This is a genomic window from Duganella sp. GW822-FHT06D06, from assembly GCF_058799615.1.
Genome location: NZ_JBXALQ010000002.1, coordinates 479797 through 502574, shown reverse-complemented (window position 1 = coordinate 502574; position 22778 = coordinate 479797). Strand labels below are relative to the sequence as shown.

General features: G+C 64.1%; 18 protein-coding genes. 17 read left to right on the top strand and 1 reads right to left on the bottom strand.

Features of this window, described 5'->3' with window-relative positions; all coding sequences use genetic code 11:
- Positions 1-7: 7 nt before the first annotated feature.
- The 7 genes from AC1RMD_RS05455 to AC1RMD_RS05425 all read left to right on the top strand — a co-directional run bounded on the left by AC1RMD_RS05455 (position 8) and on the right by AC1RMD_RS05425 (position 11992).
- Positions 8-946 carry a peptidoglycan DD-metalloendopeptidase family protein gene (locus AC1RMD_RS05455; protein WP_492924390.1) on the top strand — a complete coding sequence of 313 codons (939 nt, stop codon included), beginning with the start codon at positions 8-10 and terminating at the stop codon, positions 944-946.
- A 7-nt stretch (positions 947-953) separates the two neighbouring features.
- The gene (gene rpoS / locus AC1RMD_RS05450) at positions 954-1961 is read left to right on the top strand and encodes an RNA polymerase sigma factor RpoS (RefSeq protein WP_492924388.1); all 1008 of its coding nucleotides are present in this window, start codon (positions 954-956) and stop codon (positions 1959-1961) included.
- A 74-nt stretch (positions 1962-2035) separates the two neighbouring features.
- The gene (gene rlmD, locus AC1RMD_RS05445; RefSeq protein ID WP_492924386.1) at positions 2036-3373 is read left to right on the top strand and encodes a 23S rRNA (uracil(1939)-C(5))-methyltransferase RlmD; all 1338 of its coding nucleotides are present in this window, start codon (positions 2036-2038) and stop codon (positions 3371-3373) included.
- 107 nt (positions 3374-3480) lie between these two features.
- The gene (locus AC1RMD_RS05440) at positions 3481-9210 is read left to right on the top strand and encodes an alpha-2-macroglobulin family protein (protein ID WP_492924384.1); all 5730 of its coding nucleotides are present in this window, start codon (positions 3481-3483) and stop codon (positions 9208-9210) included.
- The gene (pbpC, locus tag AC1RMD_RS05435) at positions 9207-11321 is read left to right on the top strand and encodes a penicillin-binding protein 1C (protein ID WP_492924382.1); all 2115 of its coding nucleotides are present in this window, start codon (positions 9207-9209) and stop codon (positions 11319-11321) included. Before AC1RMD_RS05440 ends, pbpC begins: the two co-directional genes overlap by 4 nt.
- A gap of 50 nt (positions 11322-11371) precedes the next feature.
- A complete protein-coding gene (locus AC1RMD_RS05430; RefSeq protein WP_492924380.1) occupies positions 11372-11650 on the top strand; it encodes a type II toxin-antitoxin system RelE/ParE family toxin in 279 nt (92 codons plus the stop codon).
- Positions 11651-11665: 15 nt separating this feature from the next.
- Positions 11666-11992: a HigA family addiction module antitoxin gene (locus AC1RMD_RS05425; protein WP_492924378.1), complete on the top strand. Its 327-nt coding sequence runs from the start codon at positions 11666-11668 to the stop codon at positions 11990-11992.
- A gap of 45 nt (positions 11993-12037) precedes the next feature.
- On the opposite strand, the gene AC1RMD_RS05420 is transcribed toward AC1RMD_RS05425, so the two are convergent.
- Entirely contained in the window at positions 12038-12718 is a 681-nt protein-coding gene (locus AC1RMD_RS05420) for a Bax inhibitor-1/YccA family protein (RefSeq protein WP_492924376.1), read from the bottom strand.
- 270 nt (positions 12719-12988) lie between these two features.
- On the opposite strand from AC1RMD_RS05420, the gene ndk reads away from it, so the two are divergent.
- The 10 genes from ndk (at position 12989) to hfq (ending at position 22738) form a co-directional block, all read left to right on the top strand.
- The gene (gene ndk, locus AC1RMD_RS05415; protein ID WP_492924374.1) at positions 12989-13396 is read left to right on the top strand and encodes a nucleoside-diphosphate kinase; all 408 of its coding nucleotides are present in this window, start codon (positions 12989-12991) and stop codon (positions 13394-13396) included.
- A gap of 76 nt (positions 13397-13472) precedes the next feature.
- Positions 13473-14645, top strand: coding sequence for a dual-specificity RNA methyltransferase RlmN (gene rlmN, locus AC1RMD_RS05410; RefSeq protein WP_492924372.1), 1173 nt, complete (start codon positions 13473-13475; stop codon positions 14643-14645).
- Positions 14645-15466, top strand: coding sequence for a type IV pilus biogenesis/stability protein PilW (gene pilW, locus AC1RMD_RS05405; RefSeq protein WP_492924370.1), 822 nt, complete (start codon positions 14645-14647; stop codon positions 15464-15466). The genes rlmN and pilW overlap by 1 nt, the downstream gene beginning before the upstream one ends.
- A 13-nt stretch (positions 15467-15479) precedes the next feature.
- The gene (locus tag AC1RMD_RS05400) at positions 15480-16454 is read left to right on the top strand and encodes a helix-turn-helix domain-containing protein (RefSeq protein ID WP_492924368.1); all 975 of its coding nucleotides are present in this window, start codon (positions 15480-15482) and stop codon (positions 16452-16454) included.
- Positions 16455-16487: 33 nt separating this feature from the next.
- Positions 16488-17747: a flavodoxin-dependent (E)-4-hydroxy-3-methylbut-2-enyl-diphosphate synthase gene (gene ispG, locus AC1RMD_RS05395; protein ID WP_492924366.1), complete on the top strand. Its 1260-nt coding sequence runs from the start codon at positions 16488-16490 to the stop codon at positions 17745-17747.
- Positions 17734-19077, top strand: a complete 1344-nt coding sequence (gene hisS / locus AC1RMD_RS05390; protein WP_492924364.1) for a histidine--tRNA ligase — start codon at positions 17734-17736, stop codon at positions 19075-19077. Before ispG ends, hisS begins: the two co-directional genes overlap by 14 nt.
- Before the next feature lie 52 nt (positions 19078-19129).
- The gene (locus AC1RMD_RS05385) at positions 19130-19783 is read left to right on the top strand and encodes a YfgM family protein (RefSeq protein ID WP_492924362.1); all 654 of its coding nucleotides are present in this window, start codon (positions 19130-19132) and stop codon (positions 19781-19783) included.
- Positions 19784-19830: 47 nt separating this feature from the next.
- Entirely contained in the window at positions 19831-20967 is a 1137-nt protein-coding gene (gene bamB / locus AC1RMD_RS05380; protein ID WP_492924360.1) for an outer membrane protein assembly factor BamB, read from the top strand.
- A 4-nt stretch (positions 20968-20971) separates the two neighbouring features.
- The gene (gene der / locus AC1RMD_RS05375; RefSeq protein ID WP_492924358.1) at positions 20972-22318 is read left to right on the top strand and encodes a ribosome biogenesis GTPase Der; all 1347 of its coding nucleotides are present in this window, start codon (positions 20972-20974) and stop codon (positions 22316-22318) included.
- Between the two features lie 183 nt (positions 22319-22501).
- Positions 22502-22738, top strand: coding sequence for an RNA chaperone Hfq (gene hfq / locus AC1RMD_RS05370; RefSeq protein WP_008450615.1), 237 nt, complete (start codon positions 22502-22504; stop codon positions 22736-22738).
- The last annotated feature ends 40 nt before the right edge of the window (positions 22739-22778 follow it).

Sequence of the window (22778 nt, the reverse complement as noted above, 5' to 3'; positions counted from 1 at the left end):
GATGAGAATGACAAATAAAAGTAACTTGCTCGCCATGAGCTTTGCGCTCGCATTATTGAGCGCCTGCAGCACCACCCCGAATCAGGCACCGGTCGTCGACCGCACCGTGCCGCCGCCAGTCAAGCCCGCCACCCCCAGCGAAACGGCGCAGATCGCCCGCGACGAGCGCGGCCTGTACACCGTCAAGAAAGGCGATACGCTGATCCGCATCGCGCTGGAATACGGCCAGAACTACCGCGACCTGGTGACCTGGAACAGCCTGGCCAACCCGAACGACATCAAGGTCGACCAGGTGCTGCGCGTGCAGCCGCCCGATAGCGCGGCCAACGGCGTGCAGACCGGCGCCATCGTCATGCCGCCGGTCGAGAAGACGGCGCCGACCCCGCCGGTGGTCAAGAAAACCGAGCCGAAAGGCGAGAAGAAGCCGTATTCGGACAGCGCGCTGGCCGAATTGCAACGCGCCGACAGCAACGGCAATGGCAAGGCCGAGGGCAGCATCAAGCCGGCCCCGGCGCCATCGTCCGCCGTCACCGCCGTGCCGCCGGCCGCCGCCGTCGCCAGCGCCAGCGTCGACGACGAAAAATTGAGCTGGATGTGGCCGTCCGACGGGCGCGTCATCGCCACCTTCGACGAAGGCAAGAACAAAGGTGTGGATATCGCCGGCAAGGCGGGCCAGCATGTCGTGGCTGCCGGGGCCGGAAAAGTGATGTATGCCGGCAGCGGCATCCGTGGATATGGTAATCTCGTTATTGTGAAACACAGTAATAGCTTGTTGTCGGCCTACGCCCACAATCGTACTATTGTGGTCAAGGAAGGCCAGAGCGTGACCAAGGGACAAATGATTGCTGAAATGGGGGATTCGGATGCCGATTCCGTCAAGCTGCACTTTGAAATCAGGCAGCAGGGCAAACCGGTGGACCCGTCCAGATTCCTGCCTAACCGCTAGCTGAACCATGACACAGACGCCGCACGACCCGATGGACGACGACTCGGCCCAGGAAGAATTCCCGGACGAGAGCAATGATGATGTCGCCATCGAATCCGCGGATGGCGAGGCGGAAACCGTCGAACCGGGCGCGGTGCTGGAAAGCGTCGACGAGCTGAAAAAGGTGCTGGCGGCCGAACTGTCGACCGACACCACCCAGCACTACCTGAACCAGATCGGCACCCGTCCGCTGCTGACGGCGCCGCAGGAAGTGCACTACGCCACGCTGGCCAAGGCCGGCGACTTCAGTGCCCGGCAGACCATGATCGAGCACAACCTGCGGCTGGTGGTTTCGATCGCCAAGCACTACATCAACCGCGGCGTGGTCCTGCTCGACATGATCGAGGAGGGCAACATCGGCCTGATGCGCGCCATCGACAAGTTCGAGCCGGAGCGCGGCTTTCGCTTTTCGACCTACGCCACCTGGTGGATACGCCAGAGCATCGAGCGCGCCATCATGAACCAGGCCCGCACGGTGCGCCTGCCGGTGCACATGGTGCGCGAGCTGAACCAGATCCTGCGCGGCAAATACCATCTCGAAGCCCAGCACCACAACGGCAAGGACGCCACCGCCGAGGACATCGCCGAGCTGGTCGGCCGCCCGGTGGAGGAGGTGCAGGACATCCTGGCACTGTCCGAGCACGCCACCTCGCTCGACGCGCCGCTGGACAACGATCCGCAATCGTCGCTGATGGACATGCTGCCCGGCGACGCCGACGACAGCCCGGACGCCCGCGCCGAGCACCACGAAATGACCTTGCTGGTGCGCGACTGGCTGACCAAGCTGCCCGACAAGCAGCGCATCGTCATCATGCGCCGCTTCGGCCTCGACAACGACGATCCGGCCACCTTGGAAACGCTGGCCGAGGAAATGGGCGTCACCCGCGAGCGCGTGCGCCAGATCCAGCAGGAAGCGCTGATCAAGCTGAAACGCGCCATGGCGGCGCGCGGCGTAGTGCGCGATTCCCTGCTGTAGTTCCCTTCTGCTATCATGTTGGCCCCGGTACAAGCGTGCCGGCGCCAGCCATTCTCTATCCAACATTGAACGTTATGCAAGAAAATACAATCTTCATCAAGTCGCTCGACATGGACGCCCGCGGCGTCGGCCATCTGAAAAATGAAGACGGCTCCCAAGGTAAAGTGGTGTTTGTCGAAGGCGCCCTGCCTGGCGAGACGGTGAAATTCACCACGTTCAAGAAGAAGAAAAACTGGGAAATGGCGCGCATGGACGAGCTGCTGCACGAATCCCATATGCGCGTGAAGCCGGAGTGCGTGCACTTCGAGATGTGCGGCGGCTGCTCGATGCAGCATCTGGAGCCGACCGCGCAGGTGGCGATCAAGCAGCGCGTGCTGGAAGATAATCTGCAACACATCGGCAAGGTGCGTCCGCTGTCGGTGATGCGTCCGATGTACGGCCCGACCTGGGGCTACCGCTACCGCGCGCGCCTGTCGGTGCGCCACGTGGCCAAGAAGGACACGGTGCTGGTTGGCTTCAACGAAAAGAAAACCATCTTCGTGGCCGATATCAAGAGCTGCCTGATCCTGCCCAAGCATGTGTCGGACCTGCTGCTGCCGCTGCGCGCGCTGATTGGTTCGCTCACCTTGTTCGACCAGATTCCGCAAATCGAACTGGCGATCGGCGAAGGCGTGACGGCGCTGGTGCTGCGCATCATGTCGCCGCTGGGCGCTGGCGACGATGTCAAGCTGAAGGCTTTCGCCGACCAGCACCATATCCAGTTCTGGCTGCAGACCAAGGGCCCGGAAACGGCAGCGCCTTTTTATCCGCTGGACCAGCAACTGTACTACCTGCTGCCGGAGTTCGGCATCAAGATGCCGTTCAAGCCGGTCGATTTCACGCAGGTGAACCACTACATCAACCGCGTGCTGGTGGCCAAGGCCCTGCGCCTGCTGGACGTGCAGCCGGAAGACCGCGTGGCCGACCTGTTCTGCGGCCTGGGCAACTTCACGCTGCCGCTGGCGACGCAGGCGCGCGAAGTGGTCGGCATCGAAGGCCTGACCTCGCTCACCGAGCGCGCGCTGGACAACGCCAAGGCCAACGGCCTGTCCGCCAAGACCACCTTCTACACCCGCAACCTGTTCGAGGTCACGGCCGAGCACCTGATCGAGCTGGGCAAGTTCGACCGCATGCTGATCGACCCGCCGCGCGACGGCGCCATGGCGCTGAGCGAAGCGCTGGTGGCCCTGAGCCAGACCCGCGCCGACCTGCTGCCCAAGCGTATCGTCTATGTCTCGTGCAGCCCGTCGACCCTGGCGCGCGACGCCGGCATCCTGGTCCAAGCTGGCTATGTGCTCGACAAGGCCGGCGTGATCAATATGTTCCCGCACACCTCGCACGTGGAATCGATGGGCGTATTCAATTTGGCTTGATGCACTCTGGCTTGATGCGTTCGCCCGATGTTTTTCTTGTAAGGTTGTTGACTTTGCCGGGGGCGTTTGCAACACTGGTCTGATTCCATATCAGCACCGGAGTTGGCATGCGCCTCCTGTCCCGCTTTATCGGCATGGCCGCCTTGTGCGGCCTGCCGCTGGCCGTCCTGGCCCAAACTTCCGTTACCTCCTTTTCTCCCGTCGGCGTCGTTAAAGGCGTGCGCCAGGCGACTGCGCGCTTCAGCGGCCAGATGGTCCCGCTGGGCGACGTGCGCCTGGGCGATCCGTTCACCGTCGATTGTCCGGAGCAGGGCAAGGGCCGCTGGATCGACGGCAAAAACTGGAGCTACGATTTCGTCCGCGACCTGCCGGCCGGCGTGGCGTGCAGCTTCACGCTGAAGCCGGACGCGCAAGACCTGGCGGGCAAGCCGCTCGCCGGCGAACGTCGTTTCGCCTTTAACAGCGGCGGCCCCGCCATCGTGCAGTCGATGCCGCGCGAGGGCGCGTCGAATATCGACGAGCAGCAGATCTTCATCCTCGGCCTGGACGCGCCGGCCAGCGATGCAACCGTCGCCGCCCATGCGTGGTGCCGCGCCGAAGGCATCAACGAAAAAATCGGCGTGCGCGTGTTGGCCGGCGCGGAACGCGAGCAGATACTGGAACAGCGCAAGTCCTTCATGGACCGCTACCTGACCATCTACTTCAAGGCGCGCGGCGTGGTGTGGGGCGCGACCGCGACGGTGCGCAGCAAGCGGCTGGAAAAGCTGCCGCTGGCGGTCCTGCAGTGTAAACGTCGCCTGCCTGCAAATGCGGAAGTGTCGCTGGTCTGGGGCGCGGGCATCGCGGCCGACAGCGGCATCGCGACCACGCAGGACCAGGCCTGGTCGTACAAGACGCGGCCTGAATTCACCGCCAAATTCAGTTGCGACAGGCTGAAGGCCGACGGCGGCTGCATTCCCTTCCTGCCCGCTCGCCTGGAGTTCACAGCGCCGATCCGCATGGCCGATGCCTTGGCCGTCAAGTTGACCGGCCCTAGCGGAAAAGTCTTCAAGGCCGGCGTCAACAAGGAAGAAGCCAAGGCCGAATATGTCAACTGGCTGACCATTGAAGGACCGTTCCCGGAGAAGTCGAAACTGACGCTGTCGCTGCCGGCCGGCTTGAAGGACGACGCCAACCGCCCCTTGCTGAATCAGGCGCGCTTCCCGATGGCGGTGCAGATGGACGTGCAGCCGCCGCTGGTCAAGTTCCCGGCGCGCTTCGGCATCATCGAGGCCAAGGGCGACCGCCTGCTGCCCGTCACCGTGCGCAATGTCGAAGGCAGCCTGGCCGGACGCACCTCGCGGGTCGACGGCGCGGCCCTGCGCGTCAACGATGGCGGCGTCGCGCAGGATGAGCAGGACCGGCAGATCATGTCCTGGCTGCGCCGCATGTCCGGCTATGGCTGGGAACCGCAGGAGCTGTATGGCGACGCCTTGTACCAGCCGCTGCTGGGCGAGAGCAGGAAGGCGCCGGTCGGCGCGGTCGAGCGCTTCACCATGCCCAAGCCGGGCGGCCGCCAGGCTTTCGAAGTGGTCGGCATCCCGCTGCGCAAGCCGGGCTTCTACGTGGTCGAACTGGCCAGCCCCAAGCTGGGCGCGGCGCTCAACGACAAGCCATCCACCGCCTATATCAGCACGGCGGCGCTGGTGACCAATATGGTGGCGCACTTCAAGCGCGGCGCGCAGTCGTCGCTGGTGTGGGTGACGTCGCTGGACAAGGGCAAGCCCGTGCCGCAAGCGCAGGTGACGGTGCGCGATTGCGCCGGCAAGCAGATATGGCAGGGCGTCACCAACAGCATGGGCGTGGCCAGCATCGCCAGGGAGCTGGCGGACGCCCAGTGCGAGCGCGCCAGCGGCTATTTCATCAGCGCCCGCAGCGGCACCGACATGACCTTCACGCTGTCCAGCTGGACGCGCGGCATCGAGAGCTGGCGCTTCAACCTGCCGACCGAAGGCAGCGGCGCCGACAACGTCATTGCCGCCACGGTATTCGACCGCACGCTGCTGCGCGCCGGCGAAACGGTACACATGAAACACTTCCTGCGTCGCCATGTCGAACAGGGCATCGCGCTGGTCGGCGGGAGCGATGCGTCGCGCAAGGCGCGGCCGGGCAGCATCTTCGTCATGCACGAAGGGAGCGAGCAGAAATATGAACTGCCGGTTAGCTGGAACGGCAACGGCAGCGCGGACAACCAGTGGGCGATACCGGCCGACGCCAAGCAAGGCTGGTACTCCGTCATGCTGGGCGGCCGCGAGGCCGGGCGCTTCCGCGTCGAGCAGTTCCGCGTGCCGACCATGAAGGCCATCCTGCAAGGACCGAAGACGCCGGCGATCCAGGCGTCGGCGATGGATCTGGATGTGCAGCTCAGCTACCTGTCCGGCGGCGGCGCGGGCGGCGCGGCGGTGCAGCTGCGCACCGTGGTGCAGGACAAGGCGGTCAGCTTTGAAGACTATGCTGACTTCACCTTCAGCACCGGCGACGTCAAGGCCGGCGTGGAGCGCAGCAATGGCGCTTTCGACGAGGACGAGGGCATGTTCGAGGAAGGTGAGGCCGGCGCCAACGGCGGCGCGGTCAGCGGCCCGCCCGGCATCAAGACCCGCAGCCTCACGCTGGACAAGGCCGGCGGCGCACGCGTCACGCTGGACCAGCTGCCGAAGGTGCTCACGCCGCACGACCTGACGGCCGAAATGTCCTACCAGGACGCCAACGGCGAAACGCTGTCGGTGTCGACCCGCATCCCCCTGTGGCCGTCCAGCTACGTGATCGGCATCCAGCCCGATGGCTGGGTGCTGAGCAAGGACGCGTTGAAATTCCAGGTGGTGGTGCTGGACCTGCAAGGCAAGCCGGTGGCCGATGCGCCGGTGTCGGTGGACTACTTCCAGCGGCAAGCGTACTCGCACCGCCGCCGTCTGATCGGCGGCTTCTATGCCTACGAGAACAACAGCGAAGTTAAGGCTCTGGGTGCCGCCTGCGAAGGCAAGACCGACAGCAAGGGGCTGCTGATCTGCCAGGTAAAGGCGCCCGCATCGGGCAACCTGATCCTGCGCGCCAAAACGCAGGATGGCCAGCGGCGCGTGGCGATGACCAACCGCGAAACCTGGGTGGCCGACGGCGCCGACTGGTGGTTCAACGCCACCGACAACGACCGCATCGACCTGCTGCCGGAGAAGAAACGCTACGAACCGGGCGACACGGCCAGCTTCCAGGTGCGCATGCCGTTCCGCGAAGCGACCGCGCTGATCACCGTGGAGCGCGAAGGCGTCATCGATACCTATGTGCGTCCGCTGTCGGGCAGCTCGCCGGTGTTCACCATCCCGGTCAAGAAAAGCTACGCGCCCAACGTCTACGTATCGGCACTGGTGGTGCGCGGCCGCGTGGCCAGCGTGCAGCCGACCGCGCTGGTCGACCTGGGCAAGCCCGCCTACAAGCTGGGCATCACGCCGCTGCGGGTGGGCTGGTCGGCCAATGAGCTGAAGGTGCAGGTCACGGCCGACAAGCCGGTCTACAACATCCGCGACAAGGCCACCGTGGCGGTCAAGGTCACGCGCTCGGACGGCTCGGCGCCGCCCGCCGGCGCCGAGGTGGCGCTGGCGGCGGTCGATGTCGGCCTGCTGGAGCTGATGCCCAACACCAGCTGGGATCTGCTGGAAGCGATGATGCAGCAACGCAGCCTGCAAGTGGAGACGGCTACCGCGCAGATGCAGGTGGTCGGCAAGCGCCACTTCGGCCGCAAGGCCGTGCCGCATGGCGGTGGCGGCGGCAAGGGCGCGGGACGTGAGCTGTTCGATACGCTGCTGTTCTGGAAAGCGCGTGTCACGCTGGACGCCAACGGCGAAGCCACGGTGCAGGTGCCGATCAACGATTCCTTGACGGCTTTCCGCATCGTCGCCATCGCCAGCGCCGACGCCGATTTGTTCGGCACCGGCCGCACCGAGGTGCGCAGCTCGCAGGATCTGATCCTGCTGTCAGGCCTGCCCGCGCTGGTGCGCGAGGGCGACCGCTTCCGCGCCGGCTTCACGCTGCGTAACACCACCAACGCCGCCGTCAAGGTGGCGCTGACCGCCAATGCGGGCGGCAAGGCGCTGGCGCCGCAGCAGATTTCGCTGGAAGCGGGGCAGGCGCAGGATGTCGGCTGGGATTACCAGGTGCCGCTGTCCGTCAGCGCGCTGGCGTGGGACGTGAGCGCCAGCATCGTCGCGGAAGGCGAGGGTGGTGCGGCGACGCGCGACCGCTTGAGGGTCAAGCAGAAAGTGGTGGCCGCCGTGCCGGTGCGCACCACGCAGGCGACCTTGCTGCAACTGGACGGTAAGCAATCCATGCAGGTGCGCTTGCCGGACGACGCGCTGCCGGGACGCGGCGGCGTGCAGGCGCAGTTCAGCGCCAGGCTAGGTGGCGAGCTGCCGGGCGTGCGCGACTACATGAGCGCTTATCCATACCGCTGCTTCGAGCAGGTCAGCTCGCGCGCCATCGCGCTGCACGACAAGGCGATGTGGCAGTCGGCGGTCGATACGCTGCCTGCGCACCTGGACGCCGATGGCCTGGTCAAGTACTTCGCCAGCATGCAGCAGGGTTCCGACACGTTGACGGCCTATGTGTTGTCGGCCTCGCAGGAAGCCGGCTACGCCATTCCGGATGAACTCAAGGGCCGCATGGAGAGCGGCCTGATGGCCTTCGTGCAGGGCAAGGTGACGCGCTACTCGTCGCTGCCGACCGCCGACCTGGCAATCCGCAAGATGGCCGCGCTGGAGGCGCTGTCGCGTTCCAACGGCATCCTGCCGGAAGCGCTGGAGTCGTTCTCGGTCGAGCCGAATCTGTGGCCGACGTCGGCCGTCATCGACTGGTACCTGGTGCTCAAGCGTTCGCCCAAGCTGCCGCAGCACGCGCAGCGGCTGGCGCAGGCGGACCAGATCCTGCGTTCGCGCCTGAACCTGCAAGGCACGACGATGGGCTTCTCGACCGAACGCACCGACGACTGGTGGTGGCTGATGGCCTCCGCCGACAGCAACGCCAACCGGTTGCTGCTGGCGATGGTGGACAACCCGGTCTGGAAGGACGATATCGGCCGTCTGGCGCGTGGTGCGCTGGGACGCCAGAAGAAGGGGCGTTGGGGTACGACGGTGGCCAATGCCTGGGGCACGCTGGCGATCGACCGCTTCTCGCAGAAATTCGAGAACGTCGCCGTGACCGGCACCAGCAGCGCCACGCTGGGGCAGGCCAGCAAGAGCATCGCCTTCGGCGGCGCGACCAAGGGCGGCAACGTGATGCTGCCTTGGCCGCGCGGCAGCGGCGGGCTGGAACTCGCCCACGCTGGCACGGGCAAACCGTGGGTGACGGTGCAGACGCTGGCGGCGTTGCCGCTGAAGGCGCCGGTATCGAGTGGCTACAAGATCGCCAAGACCATCACGCCGGTGGAGCAGAAGAAGGCCGGCGTCTGGTCGCGCGGCGACGTCTATCGCGTGCATCTGGACCTGGAAGCGCAGTCGGACATGACCTGGGTGGTGGTGGACGATCCGATCCCTGCCAGCGCCACGGTGCTGGGCTCAGGCCTGGGACGCGATTCGCAGCTGCTCAGCAGCGGCAACAAGAGCAGCGGCTGGACGTGGCCGGTGTTCGAGGAGCGCACCTTCGAGGGCTATCACGCGTTCTACCAGTTTGTCCCGAAAGGCAAGTGGAGCGTGGAGTACACTGTGCGCTTGAATAATCCGGGCCAGTTCAACCTGCCGACCACGCGCGTCGAAGCGATGTACAGCCCGGAGATGTATGGCGAAACGCCGAATGCACCGATGAGCGTTAAATGAAACTGATTGCAGCAACCCTGCTGGCGCTGGCCGGCGCCGCGCAAGGCGCCGAGGCTTTGAGCGTACCGACGCCGGAGCTGGTGCGCGCCGGCTACCGCTCGTCGGAAGCCGAACTGCTGGACCGTCACGGCCAACCGGTGCAGTCGCTGCGTATCGACATGAAGGTGCGCCGCCTGCCGTGGGTGGCGCTGGCCGACATCTCGCCCAGTCTGCCGGCGGCGGTGCTGCAGGCCGAAGACCAGCGTTTCTACGAACACGGGGGTGTCGACTGGAGCGCGGCCAGCAAGGCCGCCTGGGACAATCTGTTCCGCAGCCGTCCGCGCGGCGCCTCCACCATCACCATGCAACTGGCGGCGCAGCTGGACCCGCACCTGCAAGCGTCGGCCAAGGGCCGCAGCTGGGGCCAGAAGTGGGACCAGATCAAGGCGGCCCGCCAGCTCGATGCCACCTGGACCAAGCCGCAGATCATGGAAGCGTATCTGAACCTGGTGTCCTTCCGCGGCGAGCTGCAAGGGGTGGGCGCGGCGGCGCGCGGCTTGTTCGGCAAGGCGCCATCGGGGCTGAACCTGGCCGAATCGATGATCCTGGCCAGCCTGCTGCGCGGACCTGGTGCCGCGCCCAAGGTGGTGTGGCAGCGCGCGTGCGCGCTGTCGCGCGAGCTCAAGGCGCCGGCCACCTGCAACGAGATCGAGCTGCGGACCCTGATCGCGATGGGCCGCCCCTTGCTGGCGGCTGAGCAGCCGCCGGCGCCGCAAGTGGCGCAGCAGCTGTTGACCAGTGGCGGCCAGGCGGTGCGCAGCACGCTCGATGGCGATTTGCAGCGCTACGCGCAAACGGCCTTGCGCCAGCAACTGATGACGCTGAGGGAGCGCAACGTCAACGATGGCGCGCTGGTGGTGCTGGATAACGCCAGCGGCGAGATCCTGGCCTACGTCGGCAATGCGGGAGGTGGCGAGGTCGATGGCGTGGCGGCGCTGCGTCAGGCCGGGTCCACGCTCAAGCCCTTCCTGTACGAGCTGGCGCTGGAGCGCAAACTGATCACGGCCGCCTCGGTGATGGACGATACGGCGATCGATATCTCGACCCCGTCCGGCCTGTACATCCCGCAGAACTATGACAAGGATTTCAAAGGCCACGTCAGCGTGCGCACCAGCCTTGCCAGTTCGCTCAACGTGCCGGCCGTGCGCGTGCTGGTGATGACCGGCATGGAGCGTTTCCATGAGCGCCTGCATGACGCGGGCCTGAGCAGTCTGACCGAGGCGCCGGATTTCTATGGTTATTCGCTGGCGCTGGGTTCCGCCGAGGTGACGCTGCTGGAGCTGAGCAACGCCTATCGCACGCTGGCCAATGGCGGCATGTATGGCGCGGTGACACTGGCGCCGCGCGCTGGTGTCGCGCCTTCGCCGCGCCGGGTGCTGGATGCCCGGGCCGCCTTCATCGTTGGCGACATCCTGTCCGACCGCGCCGCGCGCAGTCTGACCTTCGGTTTGAAGAACGAGCTGGCCACCACCTTCTGGAGCGCGGTCAAGACCGGCACCAGCAAGGACATGCGCGACAACTGGTGCATGGGTTATTCGGACAAGTACACGGTCGGCGTCTGGGTCGGCAATTTCGATGGACAGTCGATGTGGGACGTTTCCGGCGTCACCGGCGCGGCGCCGGTGTGGCGCGACGTGATGGACTACCTGCACCGTGGCCAGGCCAGCCGCGCGCCGCAGCCGCCGGCGGGTGTGCTGCGCCAGCAGATCGTCTACCAGCCGGCGTTGGAATCGGCGCGCGGCGAGTGGTTCATCGCCGGCACCGAAACCCCGGTCATCGCGCTGGTGCAGGACACGCAGCGCGCGGCCAAGATCCTGTATCCGGGCGAAGCCAGCATCATCGCCATCGACCCCGACATCCCGGACGCCGTCCAGCGCGTCTTCTTCCAGGCCCAGGCAGGGAAGGGCCTCTACTGGCGCCTGGACGGCGCCGACCTCGGCCAGGCCAATGCCGACTACGCCTGGCGCCCCATCCCCGGCCCGCACCAGCTGGCCCTGATCGACGCCAAAGCCCAGGTCGTTGCCACCACCCGCTTTCAGGTGCGTGGCAACACGACACCTCGGACCGAGTGACCCATATAATCGCCATGCGACTATAGACGATAGGCGACTACGTTGCTACCATGATCATTTCCTTTAAGTGTGCGGACACGCAGGCGCTTGCCCAAGGCGCAAGGGTGAGACGATTTGTCAGTTTTGAGGAGGTGGCGCGCCGCAAACTCAGGCAACTTGAGATCGCCCGAAAATTAGAGGACTTACGTGTACCGCCGGGAAATCACTTGGAAGCCTTGCGAGCTGACCGTGCTGGGCAGCACAGTATCCGGATCAATGATCGCATGAGAGTTTGTTTTGTCTGGACCTCCGGTGGGGCGACGGAGGTCGAGATTGTCGATTATCACTGAACGAGGAGTTGCATCATGTCGAAACGGGAAATGCTCGATCCGGTTACGCCGGGTGAGCTCTTGTTGAGGGAGTTTATCGAACCACTGGGAATCACCAGATATCGGCTTGCGCTCGAAATTGGTGTGCCACCCACGCGTATCAATGAGATCGTGGCCGGCAGGCGGGCCGTCAGTGCCGATACAGATCTGCGTTTATGTCGCTACTTCGGCCTTTCAAACGGCTATTGGTTGCGGGCTCAGGCCGCACATGATGTGGAGGTGGCCGAGCGCGCAATGGCTAAGGTGTTGGCGGCCATTACACCATGGTCGCAGCGCCAAGCCGAAGAGCCGGCGGCACCATAAAAAAAGCCGGCGCTGGGCCGGCTTTCGAGGGTGCTGCGGACGCGCTTAGTCGCGGTTGCCGCCGAAGATGCCCAGCAGCGACAGCAGGTGGACGAAGACGTTGTACACGTCCAGGTAGATGTTCAGCGTGGCGCGGATGTAGTTGGTCTCGCCGCCGTTGATGATCTGCTGTACGTCATACAGGATGTAGGCCGAGAAGATCGCGATCGCTACCACCGAGATCACAATCGCCAGCGCCGGAATGTGCAGGAAGATATTGGCGACCGAGGCCAGCAAAATCACCACCACGCCCGCGAACAGCCACGTGCCCATGCCCGAAAAGTCGCGCTTCGAGACGGTGGCGACGGTCGCCAGCACCGCGAACACCGACGCCGTACCGCCAAACGCGGCCATGATCAGGAAGCCGCCGTTGGAGAAGCCCAGGATGCGCGACAGCAAAGGCGTCAGCATCAGACCCATGAAGAAGGTGAAACCCAGCAGCAGGGCGACGCCCAGGCCGGAATCCTTGTTCTTTTCAATTGCCCAGATGAAACCGAAGGCAACCGCCAGGAACAGCAGCGTCATCATCCCGCCGCCCAGCGGCAGGTGCAGCGAGACGCCCAGCGCCGCGCCAAAGATGGTCGGCACCATCGACAGCGCCAGCAGCCAGTAGGTGTTGCGCAGCACTTTGTGCTGCACCGACTGGCGGCTTCCCGCCAGGTCGTAAGTGTTTTGCATGTTGTTCATAAGGAACCTCCTTGATAGTGATTCGAATACCGCTTGCCAAAAGGATAGCACGCCGGGGTAAAAATGCGCAAAATACGCAGCCAAACCCGCTTAAAGATGGCTTAATCTGGCCATGGTCCTAATATTTGCCCGCCAAACCGGCGGATATGGCCGCTCTTGCAAGCTTATCTACGCCCGATTCTCGGTATATGGGGTGTTCTATGGTAAAATCAAAGGTTGATTGAGCTATCAATTTTGTTTTAAACCTTTCTTTTTATTGGAGTTTTTTAAATGGCAATCGAACGCACCCTGTCGATCATCAAACCAGACGCAGTTGCAAAAAACGTAATCGGCCAAATCTACAGCCGTTTCGAAGGCGCTGGCCTGAAGATCGTTGCTGCTCAAATGAAGCAACTGTCGCGTGAAGAGGCTGAAGGCTTCTACGCTGCGCACAAAGAGCGCGGCTTCTTCAAGGATCTGGTTGACTTCATGGTCTCCGGTCCTGTCATGATCCAGGCTCTGGAAGGCGAAAACGCCGTCCTGAAAAACCGCGAACTGATGGGCGCCACCGATCCTAAGAAGGCTGAAAAAGGCACCATCCGCGCCGACTTCGCCGACTCGATCGACGCTAACGCCGTTCACGGTTCCGACGCTGTCGAAGCCGCACAAGTTGAAATCGCCTACTTCTTCGGCGCGTAATTTTTTGTAATACCACCGTTTCCGCCGCGCATCTGCGCGCGGAAACGGAATTTTTAGAACTGTTTTGAACCAGAATATGAACGCTACTTCAACCAACTTGCTGGACTTCGATCCCGCGCAACTTATCGCTTATTGCGCCGAGTTGGGAGAGAAGCCGTTCCGCGCCAAGCAACTGCAGCGCTGGATCCATCAATTCGGCGCGTCGGATTTCGACAGCATGACGGATCTGGCCAAGTCGCTGCGCGACAAACTGAAAACCCGCGCCCACGTCACCGCGCCGGCCGTCATCAGCGATCACACGTCCACCGACGGCACCCGCAAGTGGCTGGTCGACGTCGGCAACGGCAACGCGGTCGAAACCGTGTTCATCCCGGAAGAGAACCGCGGCACGCTGTGCATCTCGACCCAGGCCGGCTGCGCCGTCAACTGCCGCTTCTGCTCGACCGGCAAGCAGGGCTTCTCGCGCAACCTCAGCGTCGGCGAAATCATCGGCCAGCTGTGGATGGCGGAATTCGAACTGCGCCGCACCAAGGGCATCGAGCCCGGCCCGAAAGGCGAACGCCAGATCACCAACGTGGTCATGATGGGCATGGGCGAGCCGCTGCTGAACTTCGAGCCGACCGCCACCGCGCTCAAGCTGATGCTGGACGATAACGCCTACGGCCTGTCGCGCCGCCGCGTCACGCTGTCCACCTCCGGCGTGGTGCCGATGATGGACAAGCTGTCGCAGGAAGTGCCGGTGGCGTTGGCCGTCTCGCTGCACGCGTCCAACGACAAGCTGCGCGACAGCCTGATCCCGCTGAACAAGAAATATCCGCTCAAGGAGTTGATGGCCGCCTGCAAGCGCTACCTGGAATTTGCGCCGCGCGACTTCATCACCTTCGAGTACTGCATGCTCGACGGCGTCAACGACTCCGACGACAACGCCCGCGAACTGCTGGCCCTGGTGCAGGACCGCGAGTTCGGCGTCAACTGCAAATTCAACCTGATTCCGTTCAATCCCTTTCCGGAATCGGGCCTGCTGCGCTCCAAGAACCCGCGCATCAAGGCCTTCGCCCAGATCCTGGTCGACGGCGGCATCGTCACCACCATCCGCAAGACGCGCGGCGACGACATCGACGCCGCCTGCGGCCAGCTGGCCGGCGAAGTCCAGGACCGCACCAAGGTCGCCCAGCGGATGGAGAAGATGGCCGAGTACCAGCAGAAATTCGGCGCTGACTTCGGCAAGATCGTGGAGATCCGTTCCTGATGACCTTCCTGGCGCAGCGTAGCCGGCTCAGTCTCGTCGCCTTGTGGGCGGCAGGGGCGTTGGCCGGCTGTGCATCGCCGGGACCGGAACGCGGCAAGAGCGGCCAGGCCGAGCTGACCACCGTGTCGGACCAGACCGCCGCGCAGCGCAAGGTGGAGATCCGCATGCAGCTGGCGGTCGGCTACTTCGAGCAGGCGCAGTACACCTTCGCGCTGGACGAGGTGAAGCTGGCGTTGACGGCCGATCCGGCCTACGCCGACGGCTACGGCATGCGCGGCCTGATTTACCAGGCGATGGGCGAGCAGGGCCTGGCCGAAGACAACTTCGTCCGCGCCCGCAAGCTGGCGCCGGCGAATCCGGATTTGGCCAACAATTACGGCTCTTTCCTGTGCCAGGCCGGCCGCGTGGCCGAGGCGCTGCCGCTGTTCGATGCGGCGCTGGGCAACCGCGCCTACCGTTCGCCGGCCAACGCCGCGAACAACGCCGGTTCCTGCGCATTGAAGATCAAGGATTACGCCAGCGCGGAGCGTTATCTGCTGCAAGCCTTGCAGTTGACGCCCGACCTGCCGGCCACCAACGCCAATCTGGCGCGGGTTTATTTTGAAAAGCGCGATTATGTGCGCGCCAATTTCTTCATTACCCGTCTGAACAAGGTGGCAAAGATGGAGAGCCTGACGGCCGATGTGCTGTGGCTCGGGATTAAGGTGCAGCATAGAGTGGGCGACACGGGGGCGGAAACCAGCTGGGCGACGCAATTGCGCCGCCACCACCCCGGTTCGACCGAGTATGCTGCTTATCAACGTGGGGCGTTTGATGAGTGAGACAGGGATACCAATGAATTCAGAGTGGGCAGAACCGCCAAAGGACCAGGGCAGCAGCCTGGCCACGCCCGGAGCACAACTGGCAGCCCAGCGTGAAGCGATGGGGCTGACGGTCGAACAGATAGCCGATCAACTGAAGCTGGCGCCGCGCCAGGTCAAGGCGCTGGAAGCCGGCGACTACGCCGCGCTGCCCAATATGGCCGTGGTGCGCGGCTTTGTGCGCGCCTACGCCAAGGTCGTGAAGCTGGACGCCACGCCGCTGGTGGCGATGATCGAGGTGATCTCGCCGACCAGCCATGAAGCGGCGCCGCCGCGCAAGGAAATCGCGGCCACCTTTACCGAGTCGCGTTTCCCGTCGATGACGGGCCGTTCGCCTGGTCCGGCCGCCTGGCTGGTGGGCGTGGCGGTGGTGGTGGTGGTGGCCGCCGCCGGCGCCTACGCCTATCAGGCCGGTTTGATTCCGACCACGCTGTTCCAGCATTCGGACCAGGATGCCGCGGCCAGCGCCGCCGCCGAGGCGCCCAAGCCGGCCGACGTGGCGCTCGCGCCGATCGAGACGACGCTGGCCAAGCCAGGCCAGGAAACCACGCCGTTGCAGTCGCCAAGCGTGCCGCTGATTTCGGTGCCGCCGCAAGGCGCGGCGCCGGACGCGACGCCGGCCACGACCACGCCGGCCGCCGCAGTGCCAGCGCCGGCGCCGGCGCCTGCCGCGCAGGTGGCGCCGCCAGCGGCCGCTCCGGCGAGCGCCAACGGCACCCAGCTGGTGCTGAAGGTGAACCAGGATTCGTGGGTGGAAATCCGCCGCCCAGGAACGACGGCGCTGATTTCTCGGCTGGTGAAGGCCGGCAGCACCGAGACCTTCGACATCAAGGATCCGGCGCTGCTGATCGTCGGCAAGCCGACCGGCGTGGAAGCCACGCTGGGCGGCGCACCGCTGGCGTTGCCGCCGGTCGCCGGCGGTACGATTTCGCGCGTCAATATCAAGTAAGTCAAATAAGTCAAAAGCACGAGTACAACGATCATGTCTTCAACGCAAACAGCTATTCCTTCGGGACCATTGAATCGCCGCGCCAGCCGCAGCGTGCTGGTTTCGCACGGCCAGCGCAAGATCTGGGTGGGCGGCGACGCCCCCGTGGTGGTGCAGTCGATGACCAATACCGACACCGCCAACGTGATCGAGACCGCGATCCAGATCAAGGAACTGGCGCGCGCCGGTTCGGAGCTGGTGCGCCTGACGGTCGACCGTCCTGAAGCTGCAGCCGCGGTGCCCTACATCCGCGAACAGCTGGACAAGATGGAGGTCGACGTGCCGCTGGTCGGCGACTTCCACTACAACGGCCACACGCTGTTGAACGATTATCCGGACTGCGCCCAGGCGCTGTCGAAGTACCGCATCAATCCGGGCAACGTCGGCAAGGGCGCCAAGCGCGACACGCAGTTTGCGCAGATGATCGAAGTGGCCGCGCGCTACGACAAGCCGGTGCGCATCGGCGTCAACTGGGGCAGCCTGGATCAGGCGCTGCTGGCCCGCATCATGGACGAAAACGCCGGCCGCGCCGAGCCGTGGTCCGCGCAGGCGGTGATGTACGAGGCGCTGATCACCTCGGCCATCGAGAACGCCGTGCGCGCCGAGGAACTGGGCCTGGGCCGCGACAAGATCATCCTGTCGTGCAAGGTCTCGGGGGTGCAGGATTTGATCGCCGTGTACCGCGAACTGGCCAAACGCTGCGACTATCCGCTGCACCTGGGCCTGACCGAAGCGGGCATGGGCAGCAAGGGCATCGTCGCTTCGACGGCCGCGCTGTCGGTGCTGCTGCAAGAGGGCATCGGCGACACCATCCGCATCTCGCTGACGCCGGAACCGGGCGGCGACCGCACCAAGGAAGTGGTGGTCGGCCAGGAGATCCTGCAGACCATGGGCCTGCGCAAATTTACGCCGATGGTGATCGCGTGCCCGGGTTGCGGCCGCACCACCTCGACCACCTTCCAGGAACTGGCCGACAACATCCAGACCTATCTGCGCGACCAGATGCCGGAGTGGAAAAAGACCTATCCGGGCGTGGAGGCGATGAACGTGGCCGTGATGGGCTGCATCGTCAACGGCCCCGGCGAATCGAAGCACGCCAATATCGGCATCAGCCTGCCGGGCACCGGCGAATCGCCGGCCGCGCCGGTGTTCGTCGACGGCGCCAAGTTCGCCACCTTGCGCGGCGAGCGCATCGTTGAGGAATTCCAGGAAATCGTACTGAATTACGTGAAAAAGAACTATGTCCAAAATTGAGAAAATTGTCGCCGTTAAAGGCATGAACGACATCCTGCCGACCGATTCGCATCTGTGGCAGCTGTTCGAGAACACCGCGCAATCGGTGGTGCAAAGCTATGGCTTCCAGCAGATCCGCACGCCGATCGTGGAAAACACCGCGCTGTTCGCGCGCGCCATCGGCGCCGTGACCGACATCGTGGAAAAGGAAATGTACTCGTTCGAGGACTCGATGAACGGCGACAAGCTGACCCTGCGTCCTGAAGGCACGGCCGGCACGGTGCGCGCGGTGATCGAGCACAACCTGGTCTACGAAGGCCCGAAGCGCCTGTGGTACACCGGCCCGATGTTCCGCCACGAGCGTCCGCAGCGCGGCCGCTATCGCCAGTTCTACCAGTTCGGCTGCGAAGCCGTCGGCTTCAACGGCCCGGACGTCGACGCCGAAATGATCATGCTGTGCCGCCGCCTGTGGGATGACCTGGGCCTGGAAAACATCCGCCTCGAACTGAACTCGATCGGCGACGCCGAAGAGCGCGCGCGCCATCGCGTCGACCTGATCGCGTATCTGGAACAGCACCAGGACGTGCTGGACGCCGAAGCCAAGCGCCGCCTGCACACCAATCCGCTGCGCATCCTGGACACCAAGAATCCGGCGCTGCAGGAAATCGTCACCGCCGCGCCCAAGCTGCTGGACTACCTGGGCGAGGAATCGCTGGCGCACTTCAACGGCGTGCGCAAGATCCTCGACCACAACAACATCCCGTACGTGATCAACCCGCGCCTGGTGCGCGGCCTCGATTACTACAACCGCACCGTGTTCGAATGGGTGACGGACGCACTGGGTTCGCAGGGCACCGTGTGCGCCGGCGGCCGCTACGATCCGCTGATCGCTTCCTTCGGCGGCAAGCCGACGCCCGCCGTCGGTTTCGCGATGGGCATCGAGCGCCTGCTGGAACTGATGAAGGAAGCCGGCGAGCCGGCCGCGCCCGACCAGTGCGACGTCTACCTGGTGCACCAGGGCGAGGCGGCGCAGCTGCAAGCCTTCGTGCTGGGCGAGCGCCTGCGCGACGCCGGCCTGGACGTGGTGATGCACGGCTCGACCGCCAACGGCCCTGGCAGCTTCAAGACCCAGATGAAAAAAGCCGATGGCAGCGGCGCCTCGTTCGCCGTCATCATCGGCGAGGACGAAGTGGCCAACCACACCGCCAGCGTCAAGGCGATGCGCGCGGAAGAGGGCGCCCAGCAGCAATCGACGGTGCCGTTCGACGACGTCGTCGATTTCGTGGTCGACCAGATCACCGACAGCGGCGACCATCACCACCACGTGCACGACGAGCATTGCAATCACTAAGCCGTACTATTTATAAACCCGCATTTACTTAACCTCTAGCAGACGAACTGACATGGCATACGATCTCGAAGAACAAGAACAAATTGCGACCCTCAAAGCATGGTGGGACAAGTACGGCAATCTGACCTCGTGGGTGCTGATCGCCGGCCTGGCCGCGTATTCGGGCTTTACCGGCTGGAACTACTACCAGCGCAACCAGGCCGCGCAAGCCGCCGCGCTGTACGACGAAGTGCAACTGGCGGTGACCGCGAAAGACAACGCCAAGGTGCTGCGCGCCGCCGGCGACATGGAAAGCAAATTCGGCAACACCGCCTACGCCTCGATGAGCGCACTGGTGGCGGCCAAGAGCAGCTTCGAAGCGAACGACCTGAAATCGGCCAAGGCCCAGTTGCAATGGGCGGCCGAACATGGCGGCGACGAGTTCAAGGCGGTGGCCAAGGTGCGCCTGGCCGGCCTGCTGCTGGACGAGAAAGCCTACGATGAAGCGCTGAAGGTGCTGGCCGGCGATGTGGCGCAGCAGTTCGCCGGCTCCGTGGCCGACCGCAAGGGCGACGTCCTGGTCGCGCAGAACAAGCTGGTGGAGGCCCGCGCCGCCTACCAGGCCGCGCTGGACGCCACCGACAAGAAGAACCCTGGCCGTCAGCTGATCCAGCTGAAGTTTGAAGCCATCGGCGGCTCCGTGCCTGCCGCCAAGGACGCAGCGTAATTCATCGGCGCCGGCCATGGCCGGCGCCTCCAGATCAAGGTTAAAAAATGCGTATTACCGAAAAAGTTATTGCTGCAAGCGTGTTTGCGATGTTGGCCGGTTGTTCCTTGTTCTCGTCCAAAGATACCAAGAACCTGCCGGCGCCGCTGGTGGAACTGAAGGGCGGCAGCACGCCCAAGACGGTCTGGAAATACTCGATGGGCAAGGCCGGCAACGCCGTGTTCACCCCGGCGCTGGTGGGCGACAGCCTGTACGTGGCCGACGCCGACGGCGCGCTGGCGCGCCTGAACGCGGCCAGCGGCAAGGAGCAATGGCGCATCAAGACCGGCACCGACCTGACGGCCGGCGTCGGCAGCGACGGCGAGGTGATTGTGGTCGGCGGCGTCAAGGGTGTTATCCTCGCGTATGACGCCAACGGCAAGCAGCTGTGGAAAGGCCAGGCCAGCAGCGAAGTATTGTCCTCGCCGGTGGTCGGCGGCGGCGTGGTCGTGGTGCGCAGCGTCGACAACCTGATCACCGCCTATGAAGCCAAGACCGGCGTCAAGCGCTGGAGCGTGCCGCGCGTAACGCCGGCCCTGACCCTGCGCAATGCGCCGGGCATGGTGATCAACGGTCCCAACGTGTACGTGGCCCAGCCGGGCGGCAAGCTGCTGGCGCTGGCCCTGGCCGGCGGCCTGCCGCGCTTTGAAGTGGTGGTCGGCGAACCGCGCGGCGCCACCGAGCTGGAACGCGTCACCGATATCGCCGGCATGCCGGTGATACTGGAAAAAGATATTTGCGCCGTGTCCTACCAGGGCCGCGTGGCCTGTTTCGACGCCGTCACCGGCGCGCCGCACTGGAGCAAGCCTGCCTCGTCCGACGTGGGCGTGGCGGTGGACCAGCGTTTTGTATTCGTCTCCGACGACAAAGGTGAAGTTGCAGCCTATAGCCGTGAAAACGGCAGCAACGCCTGGAAGAACGACAAGCTGGCTTACCGCCGCCTGTCGACGCCAGTTTCCTACGGCCGTGCAATTGCCGTGGGCGACTACCAGGGTTATGTCCATCTCCTGTCACGGGAAGATGGCGCATTAATAGGTCGCGCCGCGACCGACGGCAGCCCGATCCAATCGGACCCTGTCATCGCCGGCACGAATTTGATTTTCCAAACCCAATCAGGGACAGTGACCGCTCTCGCGGTCGAGTAATAAAATGAAGCCGGTAATCGCACTAGTGGGTCGACCCAATGTAGGGAAATCGACCTTGTTTAATCGTCTGACCCGCTCGCGCGATGCGCTGGTGGCGGACTTGCCTGGGTTGACGCGCGATCGTCACTATGGCGAGGGCCGTGTCGGCGAACGTCCCTTCCTCGTCATCGACACGGGCGGCTTCGAGCCGGTCGCCAAGGAAGGCATCATGCATCAGATGGCGCTGCAGACCAAGCAGGCCGTGGCCGAAGCCGACATCGTCGTGTTCCTGGTCGACGGCCGCCAGGGCCTGACGCCGCATGACAAAACCATTACCGACTTCCTGCGTAAAAGCGGCCGTCCGGTCATGCTGGTCGTGAACAAGTCGGAAGGCATGCGCTACACCGCGGTCGTCGCCGAGTTCTACGAACTGGGACTGGGCGAGCCTTACTCGATCTCGTCGGCACACGGCGACGGCGTCGCCGACCTGGTGGAGGAGGCGCTGGACCTGGCCTTCGCCCAGCGTCCGGACGATCCCGAGGAACTGGAAAAGACCGAGCACGGCATCAAGCTGGCGCTGGTCGGCCGTCCCAACGTCGGCAAGTCCACGCTGATCAACACCCTGCTGGGTGAAGAGCGCGTGATCGCCTTCGACATGCCGGGCACCACCCGCGATTCGATCGAGATTCCGTTCGAGCGCGAAGGCAAGCAGTACACGCTGATCGACACGGCCGGCATCCGCCGCCGCGGCAAGGTGTTCGAAGCGATCGAGAAATTCTCGGTGGTCAAGACGCTGCAATCGATCTCGGAAGCGAACGTCGTCGTGCTGATGCTCGACGCCCAGCAGGACATCTCCGAGCAGGACGCCCACATCGCCGGCTTCGTGCTCGAGACCGGCCGCGCGCTGGTGATCGCCGTCAACAAGTGGGACGGCCTGCGCACCGACGAGCGCGACGAGATCAAGATCGACATCGACCGCAAGCTGGACTTCCTGTCCTTCGCCAAGATGCACTTCATCTCGGCGCTGAAGTCGCAGGGCATCGCTCCACTGATGAAGTCGGTTGAAGCGGCCTACGCCGCCGCCATGTGCAACCTGTCGACGCCCAAGCTGACCCGCGCCCTGATCGAGGCCGTGGAGAAGCAGGAGCCGCGCCGCAAGGGTTCGATCCGTCCGAAGCTGCGTTATGCGCACCAGGGCGGCATGAATCCACCGGTGATCGTCATCCACGGCAATGCCCTGGACGCGGTCGGCGAGCCGTACAAGCGCTATCTGGAAAAGCATTTCCGCGACACCTTCCAGCTGGTGGGCACGCCGCTGCGCATCGAACTGCGCACCGGTAAAAACCCGTTCGCAAAAACTCAGTCGAAATAAGCGGTTTTTTTTGCAGGTGCGCCCTGCAAAAAAGACAAAAACAGGTTACAGTGGCTTAGAAGCACCATTCCCGGCGTGGCGAACGGTGTTTCAGCGAAAATTGTTTGACTTTCGCTGGGCCACATACTTGAAATTAAGCGTTTCGCCTCCAATTCCAACACAACAACATAAAATGGAGCTGTTATGAGCAACAAAGGGCAACTGTTACAAGACCCATTCCTCAATGCCTTGCGCAAAGAGCATGTTCCTGTCTCGATCTACCTGGTCAACGGCATCAAGCTGCAGGGCCATATCGAATCGTTCGACCAGTACGTCGTACTGCTGCGTAACACCGTGACCCAGATGGTCTATAAGCACGCCATCTCCACCGTGGTACCGGCACGCGCCGTCAACCTCAACATTGAATCCGAAGCGGAATAAGCGCTTGCAACACTGCTTCTTCTCAACTCGCCCAGCCTTG

Excerpts from the sequence above, each read along its gene's own strand:
- AC1RMD_RS05430 (WP_492924380.1), top strand. The coding sequence starts at position 11,372 with ATGATCATTTCCTTTAAGTGTGCGGACACGCAGGCGCTTGCCCAAGGC.
- AC1RMD_RS05440 (WP_492924384.1), top strand. The coding sequence starts at position 3,481 with ATGCGCCTCCTGTCCCGCTTTATCGGCATGGCCGCCTTGTGCGGCCTG.
- rpoS (WP_492924388.1), top strand. The coding sequence starts at position 954 with ATGACACAGACGCCGCACGACCCGATGGACGACGACTCGGCCCAGGAA.
- pbpC (WP_492924382.1), top strand. The coding sequence starts at position 9,207 with ATGAAACTGATTGCAGCAACCCTGCTGGCGCTGGCCGGCGCCGCGCAA.
- rlmN (WP_492924372.1), top strand. The coding sequence starts at position 13,473 with ATGAACGCTACTTCAACCAACTTGCTGGACTTCGATCCCGCGCAACTT.
- bamB (WP_492924360.1), top strand. The coding sequence starts at position 19,831 with ATGCGTATTACCGAAAAAGTTATTGCTGCAAGCGTGTTTGCGATGTTG.
- AC1RMD_RS05385 (WP_492924362.1), top strand. The coding sequence starts at position 19,130 with ATGGCATACGATCTCGAAGAACAAGAACAAATTGCGACCCTCAAAGCA.
- AC1RMD_RS05455 (WP_492924390.1), top strand. The coding sequence starts at position 8 with ATGACAAATAAAAGTAACTTGCTCGCCATGAGCTTTGCGCTCGCATTA.
- hisS (WP_492924364.1), top strand. The coding sequence starts at position 17,734 with ATGTCCAAAATTGAGAAAATTGTCGCCGTTAAAGGCATGAACGACATC.
- ndk (WP_492924374.1), top strand. The coding sequence starts at position 12,989 with ATGGCAATCGAACGCACCCTGTCGATCATCAAACCAGACGCAGTTGCA.
- rlmD (WP_492924386.1), top strand. The coding sequence starts at position 2,036 with ATGCAAGAAAATACAATCTTCATCAAGTCGCTCGACATGGACGCCCGC.
- ispG (WP_492924366.1), top strand. The coding sequence starts at position 16,488 with ATGTCTTCAACGCAAACAGCTATTCCTTCGGGACCATTGAATCGCCGC.
- pilW (WP_492924370.1), top strand. The coding sequence starts at position 14,645 with ATGACCTTCCTGGCGCAGCGTAGCCGGCTCAGTCTCGTCGCCTTGTGG.
- hfq (WP_008450615.1), top strand. The coding sequence starts at position 22,502 with ATGAGCAACAAAGGGCAACTGTTACAAGACCCATTCCTCAATGCCTTG.
- AC1RMD_RS05420 (WP_492924376.1), bottom strand. The coding sequence starts at position 12,718 with ATGAACAACATGCAAAACACTTACGACCTGGCGGGAAGCCGCCAGTCG.
- der (WP_492924358.1), top strand. The coding sequence starts at position 20,972 with ATGAAGCCGGTAATCGCACTAGTGGGTCGACCCAATGTAGGGAAATCG.
- AC1RMD_RS05400 (WP_492924368.1), top strand. The coding sequence starts at position 15,480 with ATGAATTCAGAGTGGGCAGAACCGCCAAAGGACCAGGGCAGCAGCCTG.
- AC1RMD_RS05425 (WP_492924378.1), top strand. The coding sequence starts at position 11,666 with ATGTCGAAACGGGAAATGCTCGATCCGGTTACGCCGGGTGAGCTCTTG.